The organism is Methylobacterium sp. 190mf, from assembly GCF_900107945.1.
Taxonomy (GTDB): Bacteria; Pseudomonadota; Alphaproteobacteria; order Rhizobiales; family Beijerinckiaceae; genus Methylobacterium.
The window spans coordinates 1-3039 of the sequence record NZ_FNVI01000072.1; the positions used below are offsets into that span (position 1 = coordinate 1).

Here is a 3039-nt window from a genome sequence, read left to right on the forward strand (position 1 = left end):
GGAGGACCAGTTTTCGCTCAACCTGCCGATGGGGACGCGGACGAGCAGGGGACCGGGGTACAGCCCCTTTCTGCGGAGGAATTCGCGCGCCTGCCAACGCCGCACAGCGCACGCAGTATCCTGGCCGCGGCCAAACTCAGGCCGTGAGCCGGCGGCACGGTGTTCAACTCCCTCACACCCGGCGTTGGTCGTGCGTCTACTCGGCTTAAGCATCTCGCCTGTACTTCCAAAATTTTCTCGGAAATACAGCTGTGGTCCTGGACTTATTCCTTTCTGCACCAACGTAGTGCTACGTAAGGTGGCATAATGTAAAATTGCTCTGAGTTATCGGGGCTTGGGTTTAGTCTTGCCACCGTCGCGCTTCGTGTCAGAAGCAAAATGAAATTACTCGGACTTGCCGCAGAAAGATTTGGCTTTACAACTTCGTTTATCTTTGACTGCAAAACCGTGCCGCCTGTAGATCCGGGGGAGAGTATGACAGCCGCGGCGGACGTTGTTGCGAGATTAGATACCAAGCCGGCTCCGCTCCCAATAATTGTTCTGCCCTCACCTTCGGTATATGGCTTCCAGCCAACCCCCTCCGGACATCTTTCAGCGAATGCCACAACTGCACCTCTCATGTGTGCATCATCTTTTGGACCCCATTCTCCCAGCACCCCCAGATTGACCGATCGATCTGCAAGAAAAATTGAGTAAAACATTAGACAGGAAAATATGACAAGTGCAACGGCAATAAGTGATAGCGGCGCTGCCAGCACTACATCAGCCCAAGTCGCGCCAAATTTTTTCTGATCTGATCGAGATGGCCGTACTTGATTGTTTTTTTCGCTCAAGACGCGGTCCTCGCTTAGTAATACTTTCGAGTAATGTCACTATGGCGTTAAATAACAATCGTGAAACAATATCGGCTTAAGATTCCGACAGTCCTAACCTAACCGGTCGGCCCCAAATTCACGATCTGAACTCTACGATTTGCCGCGCTCTCAGGTTGGTCAGGTGCAATCAGCTTGCTCTTGCCGTACCCAACTGCTTGCAGGCGCCTCGGGTCGATGTCGTAGAAAAAAATGAGATGGTCGCGTGCTGTTTTGGCTCGCGCTTCGGATAGACGCTGGTTGTACTGCTCACTTCCCTTCGCGTCCGTATGGCCGGCGATCAGGAAAGAGTAACCCGCCAACCGAGGATCCTGGAGCGCCGTTCCGAGCCGTTTCAGAACCAGCATCTCCTCCCCTCCGAGCTTCGCCGAGTCGTAGTGAAAGTTGATCGTGAGATCGATCGAGGGAGGCGCTACCTCCTTTCCCGGGATAACTTGGATACCCCGGAGCGAGCGCGTCTGGACGGCGGTCGTCGGATTAAGCGCGCGGACAATCTCCTCCGTGGTCGGCACGGGTGAGGCCGGCTCCTGAGCTAAGCAGACCGATCCAGTCAGGACCGAGCCGAGTAGAGCGAGCGCGACCGTTCTCATGGCTGAGCCAACCCTGTTGAGATCACCGTCGCCTCCGAAGTCTGGATCGCGTCGAACCCGGCGGAGACAACGCGATCGGGCGCACTTGCATCGGGTTTCGCGACCAGCGCCTTGCGTAGGTCCGTCAAGAATTCTCGATCGGTTTCCTGGGTCGGGCGTGGGCCCGCGAAGAGCGGGCTGTGTGAGGCTAGAACAACCAACATCTCGCGACCGAACGGAGGGGCGACCTTGAATTTGGGGCCTGGGCCGTCGAGCGCTCCAAAGACCATCTTGCTCGATGGTGGCACAGCCTTGAGATGCAGGCTGTCGGGCTGGATGAGGTGTACGACTGAGCCATCAGCCTGGATGTAGGCAGCGTGGAGAAAGCTCGGATATGGCGGGCTCTCGACGGTGATCCGCAGGTATTCGCCCTCCTGCGCGTCTTTGCCGATGCCCTCAATCTTGACCTTGGGTCGATCCGCCTGAGCTAAGGCCCTTTCAAGCGTCAGCAGCACCTCGCATTGCGGCCAGGGCCGGACCGCAACATCGACTTCGGCGTTCATAGCCCGTGCGCGCTCTGTGAGCGTCTGCAAATCACTGTCCGAACCGACAAAACCAGAGAAGGTGACTTTCTCACTCTGCCGCTTCCCCTCGACATGCCCGCACTCAAACTTGGCTACTGGAACCAGTGTGGGTGCAGGCGAAGGCTTTGGGTCGATATGGACGACCGGAACTGGAAGGGGTGAAGGCGTCGGCGGCTTAATCTGCACTACCGGTGGGGATGGAACCGGCGTCTCCTTTCGCTGGGGTATGACCGGCTTTACGGGGCGCATCACGTAGGCTTCTCGCACCTCCGACTGGAAGGAGGCGTAGCTGATCCACCCGAAGCCGTGATCTCCCCAGCCAGGCCCCCAGGAGTTCAGAAACTTAAAGGCTTGCCGCTTCTCATCGTACCCAACGATGGGGATCGCGTGCCACTCTTCCTCGTGGCCGCCGACAACCTGATAAATTTCTCCTGCGCGGAGCCGGTGGAACGCCTTAGATAATCTAACGGAAACGATAACCGGATGACCTTTAGCAAGCTCACCCTTGATTTGGTCGAGCTTCGAATAATCAACCGCCAGCCAGCGCTCAATCTTGAAATCGTCCGCTTGCTTCTGCTGATCTATAGTAGGCTTATGGCATTGCAACGCATTATAGGGATATTTACCGAGCGACAACGATCCTTTATCTCTTAGTAGATTCAGCGCAGAAGAAATTCTCGATCCAGAATTGCACTGATAATTATTATCGGTGATGCTGTTGTATATGTACGCCGGGCTCGGAATATTTTTTGGATCGCGAACGTTGCGAGCCTCCGCCACTTCTGCGTAGTAGGCACGCGCAGCATAGCCTACAGCCCACGCCACACAGGACCCTTGTCGGCCTTGGTTGCCCGCGATGGGAAATCGAGACGCTAAGTCCACACGCTCCGGCAAGAAGGCGCGGTACTCGGGTGTTTTAGGCAGGCGCGCGAATTCCTCCGCAGAAAGGGGCTGTACCCCGGTCCCCTGCTCGTCCGCGTCCCCATCGGCAGGTTGAGCGAAAACTGGTCCTCC

The 3039-nt window shown here is 56.5% G+C and carries 2 protein-coding genes; both read right to left on the reverse strand.

Features of this window, described 5'->3' with window-relative positions; all coding sequences use genetic code 11:
* Positions 1-931: 931 nt before the first annotated feature.
* Positions 932-1384: an OmpA family protein gene (locus tag C4T42_RS31230; protein ID WP_181049268.1), complete on the reverse strand. Its 453-nt coding sequence runs from the start codon at positions 1382-1384 to the stop codon at positions 932-934.
* A gap of 74 nt (positions 1385-1458) precedes the next feature.
* Positions 1459-3039, reverse strand: a 1581-nt coding sequence (locus C4T42_RS31235) for a C1 family peptidase (RefSeq protein ID WP_146074110.1), incomplete at its 5' end; no start/stop codon positions are given.